Source organism: Actinomadura sp. WMMA1423, assembly GCF_006547145.1.
Lineage (GTDB): Bacteria > Actinomycetota > Actinomycetes > Streptosporangiales > Streptosporangiaceae > Spirillospora.
Genome location: NZ_CP041244.1, coordinates 6819646 through 6839501 on the forward strand (window position 1 = coordinate 6819646; position 19856 = coordinate 6839501).

Annotated in this window: 19 protein-coding genes and 1 tRNA gene; 17 read left to right on the top strand and 3 right to left on the bottom strand. The window is 72.6% G+C overall.

Annotated features, from left to right (window positions below; genetic code table 11):
- Positions 1-236 precede the first annotated feature (236 nt).
- Positions 237-308, bottom strand: a tRNA-Arg gene (locus FKD65_RS31605).
- Between the two features lie 115 nt (positions 309-423).
- Here FKD65_RS31605 and FKD65_RS31610 point away from each other — a divergent pair.
- The 13 genes from FKD65_RS31610 (at position 424) to FKD65_RS31670 (ending at position 14860) form a co-directional block, all read left to right on the top strand.
- A complete protein-coding gene (locus tag FKD65_RS31610; protein ID WP_141587199.1) occupies positions 424-786 on the top strand; it encodes a response regulator transcription factor in 363 nt (120 codons plus the stop codon).
- A gap of 21 nt (positions 787-807) precedes the next feature.
- Positions 808-1482 carry a DALR anticodon-binding domain-containing protein gene (locus tag FKD65_RS31615; protein WP_141581695.1) on the top strand — a complete coding sequence of 225 codons (675 nt, stop codon included), beginning with the start codon at positions 808-810 and terminating at the stop codon, positions 1480-1482.
- A complete protein-coding gene (gene lysA, locus FKD65_RS31620) occupies positions 1479-2870 on the top strand; it encodes a diaminopimelate decarboxylase (protein ID WP_141581697.1) in 1392 nt (463 codons plus the stop codon). The genes FKD65_RS31615 and lysA overlap by 4 nt, the downstream gene beginning before the upstream one ends.
- Complete coding sequence (locus tag FKD65_RS31625; RefSeq protein ID WP_141581699.1) at positions 2867-4171, top strand: homoserine dehydrogenase; 1305 nt, start codon at positions 2867-2869, stop codon at positions 4169-4171. Before lysA ends, FKD65_RS31625 begins: the two co-directional genes overlap by 4 nt.
- A gap of 69 nt (positions 4172-4240) precedes the next feature.
- Positions 4241-5308: a threonine synthase gene (thrC, locus tag FKD65_RS31630; RefSeq protein ID WP_141581702.1), complete on the top strand. Its 1068-nt coding sequence runs from the start codon at positions 4241-4243 to the stop codon at positions 5306-5308.
- Position 5309: 1 nt separating this feature from the next.
- Positions 5310-6251 (top strand): homoserine kinase, encoded by a 942-nt coding sequence (gene thrB, locus FKD65_RS31635; RefSeq protein WP_141581704.1) that lies wholly within the window; start codon positions 5310-5312, stop codon positions 6249-6251.
- Between the two features lie 454 nt (positions 6252-6705).
- Complete coding sequence (gene rho / locus FKD65_RS31640) at positions 6706-8802, top strand: transcription termination factor Rho (RefSeq protein ID WP_141581706.1); 2097 nt, start codon at positions 6706-6708, stop codon at positions 8800-8802.
- 222 nt (positions 8803-9024) lie between these two features.
- Complete coding sequence (locus tag FKD65_RS31645; RefSeq protein ID WP_240809691.1) at positions 9025-10407, top strand: sensor domain-containing protein; 1383 nt, start codon at positions 9025-9027, stop codon at positions 10405-10407.
- A 60-nt stretch (positions 10408-10467) separates the two neighbouring features.
- The gene (locus FKD65_RS31650) at positions 10468-11115 is read left to right on the top strand and encodes a response regulator transcription factor (RefSeq protein ID WP_141581708.1); all 648 of its coding nucleotides are present in this window, start codon (positions 10468-10470) and stop codon (positions 11113-11115) included.
- A 404-nt stretch (positions 11116-11519) separates the two neighbouring features.
- Complete coding sequence (gene rpmE, locus FKD65_RS31655) at positions 11520-11738, top strand: 50S ribosomal protein L31 (protein WP_141581710.1); 219 nt, start codon at positions 11520-11522, stop codon at positions 11736-11738.
- 114 nt (positions 11739-11852) lie between these two features.
- Positions 11853-12917 carry a peptide chain release factor 1 gene (gene prfA / locus FKD65_RS31660; RefSeq protein ID WP_141581712.1) on the top strand — a complete coding sequence of 355 codons (1065 nt, stop codon included), beginning with the start codon at positions 11853-11855 and terminating at the stop codon, positions 12915-12917.
- A gap of 169 nt (positions 12918-13086) precedes the next feature.
- Positions 13087-13947, top strand: coding sequence for a peptide chain release factor N(5)-glutamine methyltransferase (gene prmC / locus FKD65_RS31665; protein WP_141581715.1), 861 nt, complete (start codon positions 13087-13089; stop codon positions 13945-13947).
- Positions 13948-14044: 97 nt separating this feature from the next.
- Positions 14045-14860, top strand: coding sequence for an L-threonylcarbamoyladenylate synthase (locus FKD65_RS31670; RefSeq protein WP_141581717.1), 816 nt, complete (start codon positions 14045-14047; stop codon positions 14858-14860).
- 31 nt (positions 14861-14891) lie between these two features.
- Here the strand turns inward: FKD65_RS31670 and FKD65_RS44515 are convergent, their stop codons facing one another.
- Positions 14892-15053 (bottom strand): hypothetical protein, encoded by a 162-nt coding sequence (locus tag FKD65_RS44515; RefSeq protein WP_168221254.1) that lies wholly within the window; start codon positions 15051-15053, stop codon positions 14892-14894.
- 283 nt (positions 15054-15336) lie between these two features.
- Here FKD65_RS44515 and FKD65_RS31675 point away from each other — a divergent pair, with 283 nt between their 5' ends.
- From FKD65_RS31675 to FKD65_RS31685, 3 genes are all read left to right on the top strand, one after another.
- Positions 15337-16074, top strand: coding sequence for a BTAD domain-containing putative transcriptional regulator (locus FKD65_RS31675; protein ID WP_141581719.1), 738 nt, complete (start codon positions 15337-15339; stop codon positions 16072-16074).
- Positions 16075-16209: 135 nt separating this feature from the next.
- Complete coding sequence (locus tag FKD65_RS31680; RefSeq protein WP_240809692.1) at positions 16210-16710, top strand: sigma-70 family RNA polymerase sigma factor; 501 nt, start codon at positions 16210-16212, stop codon at positions 16708-16710.
- Positions 16707-17915, top strand: coding sequence for a hypothetical protein (locus FKD65_RS31685; RefSeq protein WP_141581721.1), 1209 nt, complete (start codon positions 16707-16709; stop codon positions 17913-17915). Before FKD65_RS31680 ends, FKD65_RS31685 begins: the two co-directional genes overlap by 4 nt.
- Positions 17916-17999: 84 nt before the next feature.
- On the opposite strand, the gene FKD65_RS31690 is transcribed toward FKD65_RS31685, so the two are convergent.
- Complete coding sequence (locus FKD65_RS31690; RefSeq protein WP_141581723.1) at positions 18000-18428, bottom strand: hypothetical protein; 429 nt, start codon at positions 18426-18428, stop codon at positions 18000-18002.
- Positions 18429-18697: 269 nt separating this feature from the next.
- Here FKD65_RS31690 and FKD65_RS31695 point away from each other — a divergent pair, with 269 nt between their 5' ends.
- A complete protein-coding gene (locus FKD65_RS31695) occupies positions 18698-19840 on the top strand; it encodes a DUF2207 domain-containing protein (RefSeq protein WP_141581725.1) in 1143 nt (380 codons plus the stop codon).
- Positions 19841-19856: the final 16 nt, after the last annotated feature.

The window sequence follows — 19856 nt, forward strand, 5'->3', positions numbered from 1 at the left end:
ATCTCTGATGAAGAGCAGCGCCAGTGCCATCCCATTCGGTTTCGTACCAGGTAAAAGAGGTGTGAGGCGCGATGGCTCCTTCGATCAACGACAGGGCGGCGCGGCGGCGCGACTTGGTGTAGGCGGCGACACCGGCGACACCGGCGACTTTGGCTGGCCCATGGATCCATGCACAACAACCCCCGGGTGCCGGGCGGAGTGCCTGGTCAACCGGGGTCTTCGCTGGTCGTCTGGGGTGCCCCCTGCAGGATTCGAACCTGCGCACACGGCTCCGGAGGCCGTTGCTCTATCCCCTGAGCTAAGGGGGCGCGACGCGGTATGAGGTTACCAGGGTTGGCGGGGTGGCGCGTACGGGGATGTTCGCCGTGCGGGCCGGGGGTGTAGTGGGCTAACTTCGAGGCCGTGACCGAGCCACTGGGACGCGTGCTGGTCGTCGATGATGACGAGGTGATCCGCCAGCTCATCGCCGTGAACCTGCAACTGGAGGGGTTCGACGTCTCGACCGCGGTGGACGGGCAGGACTGCCTGGACAGGGTGGCGGAGGTCGGGCCGGACGTGATCACGCTGGACGTGATGATGCCCAGGCTGGACGGGTGGGTCACGGCGGTGCGGCTGCGCGAGGACCCCGGGACCGCGCACATCAGGGTCGTGATGATCACGGCGCGGGCGCAGGAGCACGACGTGCGGCGGGGGCACGAGATCGGTGTCGACGCGTACGTGACGAAGCCGTTCGACCCCAACCATCTGATCCAGACGGTGCGGAAACTGGCTGCGGTGTCCAGATAGTGGTCGGCTAGTCTCACCAGGGTGACTCCAGGCGATGCTCTCGTGCGCGCGGTGCGGGAAGCCGTGGCCGCGGGGGAGATCGACGTCGTGGTCCCCGAGAAGGTCGTGGTCTTCGGACGGGGCGGCGGGGTCTTCGAGAGTCCGGTGGCGCTGCGGCTCGGGGTGGATCCGCGGGTGATCGCGCGCCGGGTCGGGGGGAGCGTGTCCGGGCCCGGGTTCGTCAGGGTCGTGGTGGGGCCGGAGCTGGTGGAGGCCGTTCGGAGTGATCCTCGTTACGGGGTCGCCCGGGTGCCGCCAGGCGGGTGGAGCGAGTGGCCTCGGACGTTCGAGAATCCGGGGTTCTCGGTGCGGTACGCCTACGCGCGGGCCTGCTGGGTGGGGCGTTGGGCCCGGGAACTCGGTGTCGGGGCCGGGCCGTTCGAGGGTGGTGCGGAGGAACTCGTGGGGGCGCTGGGCGACATGCCCGGACGAGCCGCGCAGGCGGAGCGGGAACGGGATGCCAGGCCGCTGATGTTGTGCTTGGAGAAGGTGGCCGAGGCGTACCACGAGGTGCATGAGCGTTGTCCCGCGGTGCCCATGGGCGATGAGGAGCCCGGGGCGGTGCACGCGGGACGGGTCGGCCTGGCCGAGGCCGTCGAGGTCGCCCTCGGCAACGGGCTGAACATGATCGGTGAGACCCCTAGAGAGCGGATATGAGTCGAGTACACCCTGCTGGGCCGCGGCACGCCGACGTCCTGCCGGAGGATCATCCGGCCGGGCCGGCGGAGGATCTGAACGCGCTGGAGCCTTCGGTGTGGCCGCGTAACTCCAAGCGGGAGGAGGGCGTCCTCACCGTCGCGGGAGTTGACGTCAGGGACCTGGCGAAGGAGTACGGGACGCCCCTCTACGTATACGACGAGGAGGACGTCCGGAGCCGCGCCAGGGAGTACGCGGCCGCGTTCCATGACGGGGACGTCCACTACGCGGGCAAGGCCTTCCTCTGCACGGCGGTCGCGCGGTGGCTGAACGAGGAGGGGCTCGGCCTCGACGTGTGCAGCGGTGGTGAGCTTGCCGTGGCGCTGGCGGCGGGCTTTCCTACCGAGCGCATCACGTTGCACGGGAGCAACAAGGCGCCCTGGGAGCTGGAGAAGGCCCTGGAGGTGGGGGTCGGGCGGATCGTCCTCGATTCCTTCGAGGAGATCGCCCGCGTGGGGTATCTCGCCCAGGAGATGGGCGTCCGGCCCAAGGTGATGGTGCGCGTGACCACGGGTGTGGAGGCGCACACCCACGAGTTCATCGCCACCGCGCACGATGACCAGAAGTTCGGGTTCTCCAGGAGTTCCGGAGCGGCCCTGGAGGCGGTCAGGCGGGTTCTGGAGCTGGGGCAGCTCGAACTGGCGGGGCTGCACAGCCACATCGGGTCGCAGATCTTCGACGTGGACGGGTTCGAGGTGGCCGCGCACCGGCTGGCGGAGTTGCTGGTGGCCATCCGCGACGAGCACGGGGTCGAGCTTCCTGAGCTGGACCTCGGCGGCGGCTACGGCATCGCGTACCTGCCCGGCGAGGAGCCGCACGACCCGAAGTCGATCGCGGACGGCCTGCGCGACATCGTGGCGCGCGAGTGCCGGGCCTACGAGCTGTCGATGCCGCGGCTGACCGTGGAGCCGGGACGGGCGATCATCGGCCCGGGCGGCGTCACGCTGTACGAGGTCGGAACCGTGAAGGACGTCGAGGGCCTGCGCACGTACGTCTCCGTCGACGGCGGCATGAGCGACAACCTGCGCACGGCCTTGTACGGCGCCGAGTACACCGGCGTGCTGGCGAGCAGGTCCTCCGGCGCCGCGCCCATGCTCAGTAGGCTTGTCGGCAAGCACTGCGAGAGCGGCGACATCGTCGTGCGCGACCTGTGGTTCCCCGAAGATCTTGCGGCGGGGGACCTCGTGGCGGTCGCGGCGACCGGTGCGTACTGCCGGTCGATGGCAAGCAACTACAACCATGTCCCGAAGCCGGCGGTGGTGGCGGTGCGGGACGGCAGGTCGCGCGTGATCGTCCGCCGGGAGAGCGCGGAGGACCTGCTGCGGCTCGATGCGGAGGTCGAAGCGTGAAACCCGGACTGCGCGTGGCGCTGCTCGGTTGCGGCGTGGTCGGCACGGAGGTCGTCCGGCTCCTGAACGAGCAGGCCGACGATCTGGCCGCGCGGGTCGGGGTCCCGCTGGAGCTGGCGGGGATCGCCGTGCGCCGGCCGGACCGGGTGCGCGCGGGCGTCGACCCGGCGCTGCTGACCACTGACGCGCAGGCGCTGGTGACCAGGGACGACGTCGACATCGTCATCGAGGTGATCGGTGGCATCGAGCCCGCCAGGACGCTGATGCTGGAGGCGATGAAGACCGGCAAGTCGGTCATCTCCGCGAACAAGGCGCTGCTGGCCGAGGACGGCGCGACGCTGTTCGCGGCGGCGCGGGAGTACGGCGCCGACCTGTACTACGAGGCGTCGGTGGCGGGCGCGATCCCGCTGCTGCGGCCGCTGCGGGAGTCGCTGGTCGGCGACCACGTGCACCGGGTCCTCGGCATCGTGAACGGCACCACGAACTACATCCTCGACCAGATGGACACGCACGGCGCCGGTTTCAACGACGCGCTGGAGGAGGCGCAGGCGCTCGGCTACGCGGAGGCCGACCCGACCGCCGACGTGGAGGGCTTCGACGCGGCGGCCAAGGCGGCGATCCTGGCGCAGCTCGCCTTCCACACGCCGGTGACGGCCGCGGACGTCCACCGCGAGGGCATCACCGAGGTGAGCGCCGCCGACGTGGCGGGCGCCCAGAGCATGGACTGCGTCGTCAAGCTCCTGGCCATCTGCGAGCGCGTCCCCTCGCAGGACGGCCGCAACGGGCGCGGGGTGTCGGTCCGCGTCTACCCGGCGATGATCCCGAGGTCGCACCCGCTGGCGAGCGTCCGCGAGGCCTACAACGCGGTGTTCGTCGAGGCGGAGTCGGCCGGGTCGCTGATGTTCTACGGCGCGGGCGCGGGCGGCGCCCCGACGGCGTCGGCGATCCTCGGCGACCTCGTCGCGGTCGCGCGCAACGTGGTCGGCGGCACGCCCGGCCCGGTGGAGGTCACGTACGCGAAGCTCCCCGTGCTCCCGATGGGCGAGACCATCACGCGCTACTACATCCAGGTGGACGTCACGGACGAGGCCGGCGTCCTCGCCACCGTCGCCCAGTCGTTCGCCAAGCACGGCGTCTCCATCCAGGCCGTCCGGCAGGTCGGGTCCGGGGAGGAGGCGCAGCTCGTCGTCGTGACGCACCGGGCGCCGGACGCGGCGCTGTCGGCGACGGTGGAGGGCCTGCGCGGGCTGGAGATCGTCCGGGAGGTGACGAGCGTGATGCGCGTCGAAGGCGACGAATAGGCGAGAAGTACGGCGAGGACCGTCCCGATAGACTTCGGGTGACATCGCAGGTCAGGCGAGGAGACCGACGTGAACGCGAACGCCCGCGCGTGGCGCGGCATTATCGAGGAGTACCGCGACCGGCTTCCGGTGACGGACGCGACGCCGGTCGTGACCCTCCTGGAGGGCGGTACCCCCCTGGTGCCCGCCCCCCGGTTGTCCCAGCTGACCGGCTCCGAGGTGTTCCTCAAGGTCGAGGGCGCCAACCCGACCGGTTCGTTCAAGGACCGGGGCATGACGATGGCCATCAGCAAGGCGGCCGAGGAGGGCGCGAAGGCCGTCATCTGCGCCTCCACCGGCAACACCTCCGCGTCCGCCGCCGCGTACGCGGTGCGGGCCGGGATGACCTGCGCGGTCCTGGTCCCCAACGGCAAGATCGCGATGGGCAAGCTGGCCCAGGCGCTGGTGCACGGCGCCCGGCTCCTGCAGGTCGACGGCAACTTCGACGACTGCCTGGAACTGGCGCGCAAGCTGTCCGTCGACTACCCGGTCGCGCTGGTCAACTCGGTCAACAAGTACCGGCTGCAGGGCCAGAAGACCGCCGCGTTCGAGATCGTGGACGCGCTGGGCGACGCGCCCGACGTCCACTGCCTGCCCGTCGGGAACGCCGGCAACATCTCCGCCTACTGGATGGGCTACAAGGAGTACGCCAAGGACGGCGTCTCCTCGCGCACCCCGCGGATGCTGGGCTTCCAGGCGAGCGGCGCGGCGCCGTTCGTGAAGGGCGAGCCCGTCCTGAAGCCGCAGACGATCGCCACCGCGATCCGCATCGGCAACCCCGCCTCCTGGGACCTCGCCGTCGCCGCGCGGGACGAGTCCGGCGGCGCCATCGACTCGGTCACCGACCGGCAGATCCTCGCCGCCTACAGGCTTCTCGCCCGGGAGGAGGGCGTCTTCGTGGAGCCCGCCTCCGCGGCGAGCGTCGCGGGCCTGATCCAGGCGAGCGAGCAGGGCGGGGTCGCGTCCGGGTCCCGGGTCGTCTGCACCGTGACGGGCAACGGCCTCAAGGACCCCGACTGGGCCATCTCCGGGGCGCCCGCGCCCACGACCATCAAGGTCGACGCGCACTCCGCCGCGTCCGAGCTCGGCCTCACCTGAGGTGGGCTGGGCTGACGGCCCGGTGCTGGTGCGGACCCCCGCCACCAGCGCGAACCTGGGCCCCGGATTCGACTCGCTCGGCCTCGCGCTGGCGCTGTACGACGACGTCGAGGTGGAGGCGACCGCCGGCGGGCTGTCCATCGAGGTGGACGGCGAGGGCGCCGAGGTCGCCGACCGCGGCGAGCGGCACCTGATCGTGCGGGTGCTGCGCCGGACCTTCGACGTCCTGGACGACCTGGCCGGAACCGGTCCCGCCCGCCCGGAGGGGCTCCGGCTGCGGTGCCGCAACCGCATCCCGCACAGCCGGGGGCTCGGTTCCTCGTCCGCCGCGATCGTCGCCGGGATCGTCGCGGCCCGCGCGCTGCACCCCGCCGGGAAGCTCCTCGACGACGCCGGGGCGCTGCGCCTCGCGACGGAGATCGAGGGCCATCCCGACAACGTGGCGCCGTGCCTCGCCGGCGGCCTGACCGTCGCCTGGACGGCGCCCGGCGGCCCCCGGTCGGTGCGGCTGGAGTCGCAGGTCGGACAGGTCGTGGCGTTCGTCCCCGAGCAGCGGCTGGCGACCGAGCGGGCCCGCGGGCTGCTGCCCGAGACCGTCCCGCACGGGGACGCCGCCGCCAACGCCGCGCGCGCCGCGCTGCTCGTCGCGGCCCTCACCTGCGGCCTGGACGCCGGGGTCCTGCTCGACGCGACCGAGGACCGGCTCCACCAGGACTACCGCGCTCCCGCCATGCCGGAGTCCGCGGCGCTCGTCGCGCGGCTGCGCGGCGCGGGCGTCCCGGCGGTGATCTCCGGTGCCGGGCCGACCGTCCTGGCCTTCACAACCGCGGCGCAGGTTGATTCGATAGGCGGCGGAGTGGGTAAAGGCTGGCACGAACACCCGTTGGACGTCGCGACCCGCGGCGCACACGTCGTGCCCGGAGAATCCGAGACCCGGGCCTGACCGCGCCGCCGGGGGCGGGGGCCATGCGTCGCTCCGGCCGGTGCACGTTTCCGGACGGATCCCACTAGGTAAATTGCGAAGACATCGACCTCTGGGGAATAGCAGTGTGCCCTGGTGATGTTAGGCTGATTGCCGCACCAGATGCCCCGTTCGGGGCAGCGTGCTCGTCAGCCGCGCGTCGCCTGTTCGACCCTCCGGTCGTGTCGGTCCCGCGTACCAGGCTCCCCGACACCGTGACTTTCCGTTGTCAGGCATTCCAGCGAAACTTCGGACGTGGCGGTACCGGGGACCCGCACGAGCGGAACGTCCCGTCCACCATCTGGCTGTGCCCAGAACACGCAGATCCCGGTTCCATCGTGATCAGCGGAGCCCGATCCGGCGCCCCCGCCGGGCCGCACCACCGGGTCGACTGGCCGAACGCCGGCCAACGCCCGCGCCCTGGGAAGGACCCTTAGTGAGCGAATCCAGCGAACTCCTTACGGACGCAACCAGCACGGAAGCCGCCGCCGCTCCGGCCGGCGCGGAGCCCGCCGCCCCCCGGCGCCGCCGCGGCACCGGCCTGTCGGCCATGGTGCTCCCCGAGCTCAAGGCGCTCGCGTCCAGCCTCGGCATCACCGGCACGACCGGGATGCGCAAGAGCCAGCTCATCGCCGCCATCCAGGAGAAGCAGGGCGGCCAGGGGCAGGCGGGGGGCGAGCAGGGAGCCGCTGCGCCGGTGGCGACCGAGCGCCCGCGCCGCGGACGCGCCTCCGCCAAGCGCGAGGTGGCCGAAGAGCAGGTCACCATCGCCGACGTCGCGCCCGCGGCGTCTTCGGACAGCGCGACCGCGTCCGAGGGCCAGGCCGGTGCGGCGGGCCAGCCGAGCGCGGCGGGCCAGGCGGGCACGGTGGAGAAGGCCGGCCAGGGCGACAAGCAGGACAAGGCCGACCGGCAGGGCGGCCGGCAGCGGGGCGACAGGCAGGACCGGGGATCTTCCGAGGGACGCGGCGACCGCCAGAGCCGTGACCAGGGCCGGGAGCAGAACGCCGAGGACGGCGAGTCCCAGGGCGGCCGCGACGGCAACCGCGACGGGCGCGAGGGCCGCGACGGCGGCGGGCGCCAGCGGCAGCGCGGCGGCCGGGAGCGCGGCGAGGGCCGCGACCGGGGCGAGCGCGGTGAGCGCGGTGAGCGCGGTGAGCGCGGAGACCGTGGTGAGCGCGGCGAGCGCGGCGAGCGCGGTGACCGGGGCGAGCGCGGAGACCGCGGAGACCAGGGCGGCGGACGCCAGCGCGGCCAGGGCGGCGGCGGTGGCCAGGGCGGCGGCGGCCAGCACGACGATGACGACGGCGGCGGCCGGGGCCGTCGCGGGCGCCGGTTCCGCGAGCGCAACCGCGGCCGCGGCCGCGAGCGCTACGAGGAGCCGGTGATCACCGAGGACGACGTCCTGATCCCGGTCGCGGGCATCCTCGACATCCTCGACAACTACGCCTTCGTCCGGACGACCGGCTACCTGCCCGGCCCGAACGACGTGTACGTCTCGCTGGCGCAGGTCCGCAAGAACGGGCTGCGCAAGGGCGACGTCATCACCGGCGCCGTCCGGCAGGCGCGCGAGGGCGAGCGGCGCGAGAAGTTCAACGCGCTGGTCCGCCTCGACACCGTCAACGGGATGGAGCCCGACCAGGCCAAGGGCCGCGTCGATTTCAGCAAGCTGACCCCGCTGTACCCGCAGGAGCGGCTGCGCCTGGAGTCCGACCCGGGGATCCTGACGACCCGGATCATCGACCTGGTGTCGCCGATCGGCAAGGGCCAGCGCGGCCTGATCGTGTCGCCGCCGAAGGCCGGCAAGACGATGGTGCTCCAGGCGATCGCCAACGCGATCACCAAGAACAACCCGGAGTGCCACCTGATGGTCGTCCTCGTGGACGAGCGTCCGGAAGAGGTCACCGACATGCAGCGGACGGTGAAGGGCGAGGTCATCCACTCGACCTTCGACCGTCCCGCCGAGGACCACACCACGGTCGCGGAGCTGGCCATCGAGCGCGCCAAGCGGCTCGTCGAGCTCGGCCACGACGTCGTCGTGCTGCTCGACTCGATCACCCGCCTGGGCCGGGCCTACAACCTGGCGGCGCCCGCGTCCGGCCGGATCCTGTCCGGCGGTGTCGACTCGACCGCGCTGTACCCGCCGAAGCGGTTCTTCGGCGCGGCCCGCAACATCGAGAACGGCGGCTCGCTGACGATCCTCGCCACCGCGCTGGTGGAGACCGGGTCCCGCATGGACGAGGTCATCTTCGAGGAGTTCAAGGGCACCGGCAACATGGAGCTGAAGCTCAACCGGTCGCTCGCGGACAAGCGGATCTTCCCGGCGGTGGACGTCGACCAGTCCTCCACCCGCAAGGAGGAGATCCTCATGGCTCCGGAGGAGCTGCGGGTCGTCTGGCAGCTGCGCCGGGTGCTGCACGCGCTCGACACCCAGCAGGCGCTGGAGCTCCTCATCGAGAAGATGAAGGAGACCAAGTCCAACGCCGAGTTCCTGCTCCAGGTGCAGAAGACGACCGTGTCCGACGACCGCTGAGTCCGACGGTCGACGACCGGGTAGCCGCAGACGCCCCCGCCGGATCCCTTCCGGCTGGGGCGCTCGCGTTCCTGGGGCCGGCGCGCTTCAGTCGTCCTCGACCGGCCTGAGGGCAGGGGTGGGGTTAGCCCCACCTCCGATCCGCCGGGGCGCGCCATGGTCGTCCCGTCCCCGGCCCGGCAGGCTGGGACCGTAGGTTGGGAACGGGCACGGAGGGACGACGTGGGCGAGTCGAACGAGGACCCTGGCGCGGCGGGCGGCGCCGTCCGGCGGGTCGCGGCGCGGTGGACGACGGCGACGCGGGCCGGCGGGGAGCCGGCGTCCGTCATGAACCGCCCCTGGCATCCGCTCGCGATGGCGTCGTCCTCGCTGACCTGGCGCTCGGCGCTGTACCTGGGTGTCGGCCTGGCGTTCGGGCTGGCCTGGTTCGTGATCCTCGCGGTCGGGCTGACCCTGTCGATCGGGCTGCTGATCTTCTGGATCGGCATCCCGCTGTTGGCGCTGCTCATGGTGGCGTGGCGGTTCGGCGCGGTGCTGGAGCGGCGGCTCGTCCTGGCCGCGTTCGGCGTCCGGATCCCGAGCCCGTACCGGCCCATTCCGGCCGGGCGCAACCCGCTGGTCAAGCTCAGGGGGATGGCGGCGGACCCGGCGACCTGGAAGGACCTCGTCTACCTCGCGGTGCTGTTCCCCCTCACGATGGTCGAGTTCGTCGTGTCGGCGGCGGTGTGGACCGCGACGGGGTCCCTGCTGTTCCTGCCGGTGATCGTGGCCGTGAGCGGCGGCGCCGAGGTCAACTTCGGGGTGTCGTACTGGGCGGGCGATCCCGCGGAGGCGCTGCCGATGTCGGTCCTCGGCCTGGGGTTCCTCGTCGTCGCGATGTACGTGACGCGCGCGATGGCGATGGGGCACGCCTCGTTCGCCGCGCTGATGCTGGGCCCGAGCCCGTCGCAGAGCGAGAACGCCGCGCTGCGCGAGCGGACCGAGCACCTGCGGGCCAGCCGCGCCCGCGGGGTGGACGCGGCCGAGTTCGAGCGGCGCCGCATCGAGCGGGACCTGCACGACGGGGCGCAGCAGCGCCTGCTGGCCGTGGCGATGGACATCGGCCGCGCCCGCGCCAAGCTCGACGAGGACCCCGAGGGCGCGCGGGCCCTGATCGAGCAGGCCCACGCGGGCACCAGGGAGGCGATCTCCGAGCTGCGCGACCTCGCCCGCGGGATCTACCCGGCGATCCTCACCGACCGCGGCCTGGACCCGGCGCTGTCCGGACTCGCCGGGCGCGCCCCCGTCCCCGTCGAGGTGGAGGTCGACCTGCCCGAGCGCCCGCCGGCCGCGGTCGAGAGCATCGCCTACTTCATCGTCGCCGAGTCGCTCGCCAACATCGCCAAGTACGCCCGCGCGACCCGCGCGTCCGTCCGCGTGACCCGCGAGGACCGCGTGGTCGTCGTCGAGGTGGCGGACGACGGGGTGGGCGGCGCGGTCGCGCGGCCGGACGGCGGCCTGGCCGGGCTCGCCGACCGGGCGGCGACGATCGACGGCACGCTGGTCGTGGACAGCCCGCCCGGCGGACCCACGGTCGTCCGCGCCGAACTGCCCTGCACGTGGTGATCCGGCCCCGTACGCGGTGATCTCGGCGCGGGGCGGCGCGGCGGGCCCGATAATGGCCGGATGCGGGTAGTGATCGCCGAAGACTCGGTGCTGCTGAGGGAAGGGCTCGTCCGGCTGCTCGGCGACGCCGGGATCGAGACGGTGGCGACCGTCGGGGACGGGCCGGGGCTGCTCGGCATCGTCGAGGAGCACGCTCCGGACCTCGCCATCGTGGACGTCCGGATGCCGCCCTCGTTCACCGACGAGGGGCTGCGAGCGGCCCTCGCCGTCCGGGAGCGCCGTCCGGGCACGCCGATCCTCGTCCTGTCCCAGTACGTGGAGGAGCGCTACGCCACGGACCTGATCGGCGGCGGCGCCCAGGGCGTCGGCTACCTGCTGAAGGAGCGGGTGTCGGACGTCGAGGAGTTCATCGACGCGGTCCGCCGCATCGCCGCCGGCGGGACGGTCATCGACCCGGAAGTGATCGGCCAGCTGCTCGGCCGCCGCCGTACCGGCGACCCCCTGGAGGCCCTGACCCCCCGCGAGCGCGAGGTGCTCGGACTGATGGCGCAGGGCCGCTCGAACGGCGCCATCGCCGCCGACCTCGTCGTCACCGAGGGCGCCGTGGAGAAGCATATCTCCAACATCTTCATGAAGCTGGACCTCCAGCCCGCCCAGGGCGGCCACCGCCGGGTCATGGCCGTACTCGCCTACCTGGGACGGGGTTAGCCCCGCCCGGAACACGCGGGTCGGGCTGGGCGGTTCTCACCTACCCGGGACGGGGTTAGCCCGGCCCGAGACACGCGGGGAGGGCGGCCGGAAGGCGCTCTGAGCGCCTGGAGGTCGCCCTCCCCGCCGAGCCGGGCGACCGCAGCGACACGACAACAACCCGCACGGGCACAGGAACCGAAACCGTGGCGTGAGGATCGCCCGGCTCGCAACGGGGGGTTCCAGGGGGGTCGCTACCCCTGGGCAAGCACAGCCCGGGAATGACCGGGGACCTCGCCACGTTCGGGTATCTGGCACACTTGGTGTGCAACCGCTGCGGTACCGGTTCACGCCTCCCACATCTGCCCCATGGCATCGCCATGCGGCCGGGGGCGCCCGGCGACCGCCCGAAGCGAGGAGAACACATGAAGCCCGACATCCACCCGGAGTATGTCGTCACCACCGTGACGTGCACCTGCGGTAACACCTTCGAGACCCGCAGCACCGCCGCGAACGGCGTGATCCACGCGGACGTGTGCTCGAACTGCCACCCGTTCTACACGGGCAAGCAGAAGATCCTCGACACCGGCGGCCGGGTCGCGCGCTTCGAGCAGCGCTTCGGCAAGAAGAAGGCCGGCAAGTAGGACGATCCGCACCGCGGACATCAGGGACGGCCCGAGGACTCTCCACGTCCCCGGGCCGTCCGAAATCGGCGCGGGGGCGGTCGCCCCCGCGCCGCGACGGGCCAGGACACCAGCGTGAATCTCGACGATCTGATCAGCGAATACGCGAGCATCGAGGAACGCCTCGCCGACCCGTCGGTCCATGCCGACCAGGGGCTGGCGCGCAAGCTCGGCAAGCGCTACGCGGAGCTGCGGCCGATCGTCGAGACGCACCGCGAGCTGGCCGCGACCGAGGACGACCTCGCCGCCGCCCGCGAGCTGGCCGGGGAGGACGCCGCGTTCGCCGCCGAGGCCGAGGAGCTCGGCGAGCGCCGCGAGAACCTGGAGGAGCGGCTGCGGCGGCTGCTCGTCCCGCGCGACCCGAACGACGCCAAGGACGTGATCCTGGAGGTCAAGGCCGGCGAGGGCGGCGAGGAGTCGGCGCTGTTCGCCGGCGACCTGCTGCGGATGTACCTCCGCTACGCCGAGCGCGTCGGCTGGAAGACCGAGGTCCTCGACTCCCACCCCTCCGACCTCGGCGGCTACAAGGACGTCACGGTCGCGGTGAAGGCCAAGGGGTCCCAGGAGGAGGGGGTCTGGACGCGCCTGAAGTTCGAGGGCGGCGTCCACCGGGTGCAGCGGGTGCCCGCGACCGAGTCGCAGGGCCGCATCCACACCAGCGCCGTCGGCGTCCTGGTGACGCCCGAGGCCGAGGACGTCGAGGTCCAGGTCGACCCGAACGACCTGCGCATCGACGTGTACCGCTCGTCCGGGCCCGGCGGGCAGAGCGTCAACACGACCGACTCCGCCGTGCGCATCACGCACCTGCCGACCGGCGTCGTCGTCTCCTGCCAGAACGAGAAGAGCCAGCTCCAGAACAAGGAGCAGGCGCTGCGCATCCTGCGGTCCCGGCTGCTGGCGATGGCGCAGGAGGAGGCCGACGCCGCCGCGTCCGCCGAGCGCAAGAGCCAGGTCCGCACCGTGGACCGCTCCGAGCGGGTGCGCACCTACAACTACCCGGAGAACCGGATCTCCGATCACCGGGTCGGCTACAAGGCCTACAACCTCGACCAGGTGCTGGACGGCGACCTCCACAACGTCACGCAGGCGCTCGTCGACGCCGAGATGGAACGCCGGCTGGCCGAAGCCCAGAAGTCATGATGAGCGCAGCGAACCGGGGGGTGTGGGGGGTCGTCCCCCCTCGAAGGGCAGCCGTCTTGAGCGTGGCGAGCCGGGGGGTGTGGGGGGTCGTCCCGCCTCGAAGGGCAGCCGTCTTGAGCGTGGCGAGCCGGGGGGTGTGGGGGGTCGTCCCCGCTCGAAGGGCAGGAGCATGAACCTGCTGCTCGACGAGATCGCCAGGGCCACCGCGCGGCTCGCCGACGCGGGGGCCGCCTCGCCCCGCGCCGACGCCGAGGAGCTCGCGGCGGCCGTGCACCGGGTGCGGCGCTCGGAGCTGCACGGAGTCCCCGACAGCGCGTTCGACGCCCGGTTCTGGGAGTTCGTCGCGCGCCGCGAGGCGGGGGAGCCGCTGCAGCACATCACCGGCCGCGCGTTCTTCCGCTACCTGGAGCTGAAGGTCGGGCCCGGCGTGTTCGTGCCGCGTCCGGAGACCGAGGTGATGGTCGGCTGGGCGCTGGAGACGCTGCGCGACATGGACGTCCGCGACCCTCTCGTGGTCGACCTCGGCACCGGCTCCGCCGCGATCGCGCTGTCCATCGCGCTGGAGGCGCCCCGGGCCCGCGTCCACGCCGTGGAGAAGGACCCTACGGCCTTCGTCCACGCGACCCGCAACGTGGAGGAGCTGGACGAGCGAGGCCGCGTCCGGCTGCACCTGGGCGACTTCGCCTCCGCCCTCACCGAGCTGGACGGCACCGTCGACCTCGTCGTCAGCAACCCCCCGTACATCCCTATGAGCGAGTGGGAGTACGTCCCCCGCGACGTCCGCGACCACGACCCCGCCGACGCCCTGTGGGGCGGCGGTGACGACGGCCTGGACGCGATCCGCATCGTGGAGCGCACCGCCCGCCGCCTCCTGCGCCCCGGCGGTTACGCGGCCGTCGAGCACAGCGACCTCCAGGGCAACGGCGTCTACTGGGTCTTCGCGGAGGAGAACGGCTGGCGCGACGTGCGCAACCGTCGCGACCTCGCGAACCGGGACCGCTTCGTGACCGCGCGCCTGGCAGCCGACTAGCCCCGCTATCCTGGGCGGTGCCCTGCCCGCGAGCTGTGCCATGCCCACGAGCTGTGGCGTACCGGACGAGCGTGTACAGATGGGAAGACGGGCGACCGTGAGCCGACGTTACGACTGCTCTGAGCCGATGGAGCGCAGCCGGGGGATAGCCGAGGCCTTCTCGGCCGTCCGGCGCGGCGAGCTGATCGTCATGCCGACCGACACCGTGTACGGCGTCGGCGTCGACGCGTTCACGCCGCCCGCCGTGACCGCGCTCCTGGACGCCAAGGGCCGCGGACGCGAGATGCCGCCGCCGGTGCTGGTCGGCTCCGTCCGCGCCGCGACCGCCCTGGTCGAGGACCTCGGCACCTACGGGCAGGACCTCATCGACGAGTTCTGGCCGGGCGCGCTGACCCTGGTGTGCCGCGCCAACCCCAGCCTCATGTGGGACCTCGGCGAGACCAAGGGCACCGTCGCCATCCGGATGCCGATGCACGAGCTCGCCGTGGAACTGCTCAAGGAGACCGGGCCCCTCGCGGTGAGCAGCGCGAACCTCTCCGGCCGCCCCGCCGCCCGCACGGTCGACGAGGCCGAGAAGATGCTCGGCGACTCGGTGGCGGTCTACCTGGACGGGGGCCGGTCCGGCCACGCCGACCCGTCCACGATCATCGACCTGACCGGTCCCGTCCCGCGCCTCCTGCGCGCTGGCGCCGTCCCCGAGGACAAGATCCGCGCCGTGGTGGGCGTCCTCCTCACCGAGGAGGACGAGCCCGAGGAGCCCGCAGAGGTCCCGTCCGCCGCCGAGGAAGCCAAGCCTTCCCTCACCAAGGAGGAGCCCTCGACGGCCCTCCACGAGCCTTCTGAGACTCCCCGGGAAACGCCTGAGCCGACCTCCAGGCCGTCCCTGCACAAGGACACCCCCGGCACCGACTGACGCCACGGTGTTCCAGGCGCCTCGGCGCGAATCAAAGGTCCCTGCGCTTGACGGCGGCCATGGCTAGAGCCAGCAGGGCCAGGCCGACGAGGACCGCATAACCGATCTCCCCCGCCGCGCCGTAAGGGACGCGGGATTCCGTCTCCGGGTCGACGATCCCGCCGACCGCAGTGAACGGCATCCACCCGGCCACGGCGCCTCCAACGCGCGGCAGCGACCACGGGCGGGACGCCCACGTCGGCGGCGCGCGGCCACCGCGCGAGGCTCCCGTCCGTGCGCACCCGCCGACCTTATGGCGCGGGGCGCTCGGACGTCTCCGCCCTCCCGGCCGCGTTCCGGCGCGATCCCGACGCCGGGCGGCCGGACGGGCGGCGGCCGGGCCGCGCTGACCAGCGGCTCTGACATCAATTTGCGAAATCTGTAGAAATCTCGGTCGAGTGGAGCAGCGGACGGCGGGGGTCGCGCATCAACCGGGTATGCATGTTGATCAGAGTGCTGTCGCCGCGGAGGACGCCGGGCTCGGGCTTCTCACCTCCTTCCGGTGCCGGGTCGGCGGGCGGGACGTCGGGCTGCCTCCGGCGCCGCGCCGCCTGATCGTCGCGGTGGCGCTGGAGCCGGGCGGGCTGGGGCGGGGTTCCCTGCAAGGGCGGCTGTGGCCGGACGTCGAGTCCGCCGAGGCGGCGAAGCGGCTGCGGCAGGCGCTGTGGCGGGTCCGCCGGGACACCGGCGAGCGGCTCCTGGCCGTGACGCCGTCCCATGTCGCGCTCGCCGAGGATGTCGACGTCGACCTGCGCCGGGGCGAGCGCCTCGCGCGCCTGGTGGCCGGGGGGACCGTCGCGGCGGCGCAGCCGGACGAGGTGGAGCTGCTGGGCGGTGAGCTCCTGCCCTGCTGGCCGGACGAGGACGTGTGGGGCGTCCGGGACCGGTGGAACCTGCTCCGGCTCCTGGCGCTGGAGCGGCTCGCCGGGCACGCGCTGGCGGCCGGCGACGTGACCGGGGCGATCGACCTGGCCGAGGCCGCCGCGCGGGTGGACGCGCTGTCCGAGGCGTCCCACCGCATCATGGCCGCCGTGCACCTGGCGCGCGGTGACCAGGTGAGCGCGTGGCGGGTGTTCACGCGGTACCGGCGGCTGCTGGACGAGGAGATGGGGCTCGAACCCAGCGCCGAGTTCCGCGGACTCCTGGAGAGCCCCGGACGGACACTGGTCTCGTGAGCGCCGGCGGCCGGTGGCCGGGCTCTGACTCGGTTTCGGCTCTGGCTCCGGTGGTGACTCTGGCCTTAACCGGCCGTCAGGCGGGCGGGCGGTTCACGCCGGTTCCGTGAGCGACCGCGGTTAAGATCACCCCCCGTGGTCATCCCCCGGACCGGCGACCTGGTCGCTCTGTATGAGGAGCACCAGCTCCGTCTCGTGCGGATGGCGGTCCTGCTGGTCGGGGACGAGGCCACCGCCGAAGACGTGGTGCAGGACGTCTTCCTTCGCATGCAGGACAGGTCCCCCCACCTGGACGGCGAGGGGAAGCTGCTCGCCTACGTCCGCGCCGCTGTCCTGAACGGCTGCCGCATGGTCCTGCGCCGCCGCCGGATGATGTGGCGCCACACCGAGCCGCACGAGCCGCCGGTCTGGTCGGCCGAGTCCGCGGCGATGCTCGGCGAGGACCGCCGGGAGGTCATGCGGGCCCTCCGGCGGCTGCCGCGCCGCCAGCGCGAGGCCGTCGTCCTGCGCTACTACCTCGACCTCAGCGACGACGAGGTCTCCGCGGCCATGGGCATCCGGCCCGCGACGGTACGGTCCACGATGGCCAGGGCGCTCGCCGCCCTGGCCCGGGAGCTGGGGGAGGAGGCGCCATGAGCGGGCTGGAGGACCGCCTGCGCGACGCGCTGCGCGCCTCGGCCGGCATGGTCGACGCCGACAAGCCGCGGCCCTTCCCCGAGCCGCGGGCGCGGGCGCCCCGCCCCGCCCTGCCGGGACGCGCCGCCGCGCCGCGCCGGGGCGTTCCGTCCCGGCGTTGGGTGGTACCGGTCTGCGCGGTGCTGGCCGTGCTCGTCCTGGCCGCCGGGATCGTGGGCGTCCGCAAGATGATGGAGCCCGACCGGCGCCTCCAGAAGGTCCCCACGATGCCCCGCTTCTACTTCGCCAGCTACCTGGCCGGCGGCGGGGATCCGTCCCGCGTCGAGGTCCGCGACTCCCGCACCGGCCGCCTCCTGGACGCCAAACCCGCCCCCAAGGGGACGAACTTCCTGAACCTCGCGGCGGCCGGCGACGGCCGGACGCTTTATGTCCTGAAGCGAACGCGCGCGGTCTGCGCGACGAGGGTCGAGAAGATGTCGGTCAGCGAGGCGGGGGCGATCGTCCGGAGTTCGGAGGTGGTCGGCTCGGCCGTCTCCGGGGAGCCTCCGGGGCAGGGCTCTCTGGCCGTGACCCCCGATGGCCGCGGGCTGGCCTACAGCGTGGTCTCGTGCGCCGACCCGCCGGTGACGCGGATCGCCTCGGACGCGAGGATCGCGATCCTCGATGCCGTGAGCGGGAACCGCCGCGAATGGCGGGAACCGTCCGCCGCCCTCGCCGACCAGCTCTCCTGGGCCGGGCGAGGAGATCGGCTCTTCTTCGTGCGCTCGCGGTACAAGGGGCCTGAGAAGACCGTTCAGGAACTCCGCTCCCTGCCGATGGGCGGCGACGGTGCCCCATCGGCCGCCGCGCCGCCCATCCGCACCCTCATCTCGCCACGGGCCTTCGAGGGCGTCGCGGCGGCCGCCGACGGCCGGCGGGTGTTCGTGATCGAGGGGTCGGTGCTTTCGATCTCCGCGGAGAGCGGTGAGACGGCAGGACCGGGGGCGGACACCTCGTCGTTCTCGATTCTGGAGTTGTCGGCCGACGACGGCCGGGTCCTGCGGTCGATCCGCCGCCGGAGCGTCTCCTTCGCGGGGGATCCCGTGATGAAGGGGGACGCCACCGGGAGGTACCTGGCGACGGGGTTCGGGCTGGTCGACCTCGGTAAGCCCGACGCGATCTCGCGCATCAGGATCGGTGAGGACTTCTACGATCTGGACTGGTGAGCCGGGGCCCGGGATCGCCCTGGAAGCGCGAAGGCCCCGCCGGGCCGGGCGGGGCCTGTGTCATCAGGCGGAGGAGACGGCGGATCAGAAGATCTTCTTGCCCTTGCCGTAGTAGTACTTGCCGGTCTTCTTGTTCCGGCCGCACTCCTGCACCCACATGTGGCTGCCGTAGGACGACTTCACGCTGATCTTGACGGTCGCCTTGCCGTCGAAGTTGTAGCTGGCGCCGTTCTTGTATCCGACGATCTTGAAGCGCGACCAGTAGACCTTGCTGCCCTCGGTGAACTTGAAGCGCACGCAGGCGGTCCAGCCGTTGGTCTTGTCGTCGGCGAGGTAGCCGGTGACGGCGGTGCTGCCGCCGCTCCGCTTGTAGGACCCCCAAGCGGCTACGTGGCTGTAGGAGTTGTAGGGCTTCCAGCTACCGGTGGCGGCGGCTTCGGCGGGGGCGCCGACGGCGGCCATGCCGGCCATCAGGGTGCCGGCGGTCAGGGCTACTGCAGCGAATCGCCGCATAGGTCCCTCCAGGTTCGGTTTGGGGGGTTAGCGAGCGATAACTTAGCAGGCTCCTACCAGTGATTTTTGGCGGGCGTGTCCGACTGACCAGGGCAGGACGAATCCGGCGGTGGAGCGAACCGATCCGGTGCTGGACGCGTCCAAGGGTCTGCTGACCGTCACGTCCGGGGGAAGAACCGGGAGAAAACCCTCTCGGGCGGGAGAGAAGGGTCACCCGGCGGGGCGTACCGGGGTCGTTACGCGGACACGATCACGGCAACGGTGGAAGCATGCCTGACGTGCGTGGCCGGGTCCGGCGCTCCGCGATCACCGCGGGTCTGCTGCTGCTGTTCCTCGTGCTCGGGCTGCCCGCATGCGCCGCACGGCCGGCGGGCGCCGAGCCCGCGCCTGGGGGCTCGGCGGGCGTCCCGCCTCCCGAGTACCGCGGCGAGAGCATCCCGGTCTTCGACGTCGTCCTCACGATCGGCACCGACGGCGTGCTGTACGTGCGGGAGACGATCACCTACGACTTCGACCAGGCGGGGGAGCACGGGATCGTCCGGCACGTCCCGTTCCGCCGCGGCGACCGCCTCTACGAGGTGGGGAACGTCAGCAGCAGCTCCTCCACCGGCGCGCCGGCCCGCGTCCGCACGGCCCGGTTCCTGCACGACGTGCAGATCAGCGTCGGCGACCGGCACCGCGAGGTCCGCGGCCGCCAGGCCTACGTGATCGAGTACGAGGTGCGCCGCGCGTTCACCCCCCGCGCCCGGCACGACGAGCTGATGTGGGACGCGGTCGGGACGAGCTGGGACGTCCCGATCGGCAACGCGGCGGTGCGGGTGCAGGCGCCGGTGCCGCTGCGCCACGCGACCTGCCGGGCGGGCGCCCCGGGCATGTCGACCCGGTGCCTGCGCGACCGCGACGGCCCCTACGCCATCGACTTCGTCCAGAACGCGCTGGCCCCGCACGAGGGGATGCGGATCCGGGTCCGGCTGCCCAAGCACGCGATCGCCGTCCAGCCGCCGCGGTACGTCCCGCCGCGCTGGACGGGCGGCTGGACGGGCACCGGCGTGCTGGCCCTCGGGCTCGCCGCCGTGCCCCTGCTGGCGCGCCGTCCGGCGCCGCGGCGCCGGGCCGGTGCCGCCCTGGTCGCCGCGGGGGCGCTGCTCGTCCTCAGCGACGCGGGGGACGACGTCGCCGCGCTCGGCCCGTGGGCCTTCTCGCTGGGCGACCGGTGCCTCGCGGGCCTCGCGCTCGCGGTCGTCGGCGCCGGGATCATGTGCGTCCAGGACGCCCATACCGCCCGATATGCCGCGCACGGCCGTCCGGGAGGACTACAGTTGGTCGGTCTCGACGTGAACAGATCGTCCCGGCGGATCGTCCACTCCAGTGGAGTCCGCCCAGGTGAACTCCGTCCCGGACGGGGCACGTAGGCATCGTTGACCGGCG